Source organism: Mycobacterium sp. E3247, assembly GCF_001667785.1.
In the GTDB taxonomy this organism is placed as follows: Bacteria; Actinomycetota; Actinomycetes; order Mycobacteriales; family Mycobacteriaceae; genus Mycobacterium.
This window is the reverse complement of the sequence record NZ_LZJG01000241.1, coordinates 1-647: the sequence shown is the minus strand read 5'-3', so window position 1 is coordinate 647 and position 647 is coordinate 1. Positions and strand designations below refer to the sequence as shown.

The following is a 647-nucleotide window of genomic DNA, read 5'->3' as shown; positions in this document are numbered from 1 at the left end:
TTTACCGACCGTGCCCGCAGGGTCGTCGTCCTGGCGCAAGAAGAGGCCCGGATGCTCAACCACAACTACATCGGCACCGAGCACATCCTGTTGGGCCTGATCCACGAGGGCGAGGGCGTCGCGGCCAAGTCACTCGAGTCGCTGGGCATCTCGCTTGAGGGCGTCCGCAGCCAGGTCGAGGAGATCATCGGCCAGGGTCAGCAGGCGCCGTCGGGCCACATCCCGTTCACGCCGCGCGCCAAGAAGGTTCTGGAGCTGAGCCTGCGTGAGGCGCTGCAGCTCGGCCACAACTACATCGGCACCGAGCACATTCTGCTCGGGCTCATCCGCGAGGGTGAGGGCGTGGCCGCCCAGGTGCTGGTGAAGCTGGGCGCCGAGCTGACCCGGGTGCGCCAGCAGGTCATCCAGCTCCTCTCCGGCTACCAGGGCAAGGAGGCCGCGGAGGCCGGGACCGGTGGCCGGGGCGGAGAGTCCGGCTCACCTTCCACGTCGTTGGTGCTCGACCAGTTCGGGCGCAACCTGACGGCCGCGGCGATGGAGGGCAAGCTCGATCCGGTCATCGGCCGCGAGAAGGAAATCGAGCGGGTCATGCAGGTGCTGAGCCGGCGCACCAAGAACAACCCGGTGCTGATCGGCGAGCCCGGCGT

The 647-nt window shown here is 68.3% G+C and carries 1 pseudogene; it reads left to right on the top strand.

What is annotated here, in order from left to right:
- Positions 1–647: pseudogene (gene clpC1 / locus A9X04_RS12895) on the top strand (ATP-dependent protease ATP-binding subunit ClpC); the annotation flags it as partial.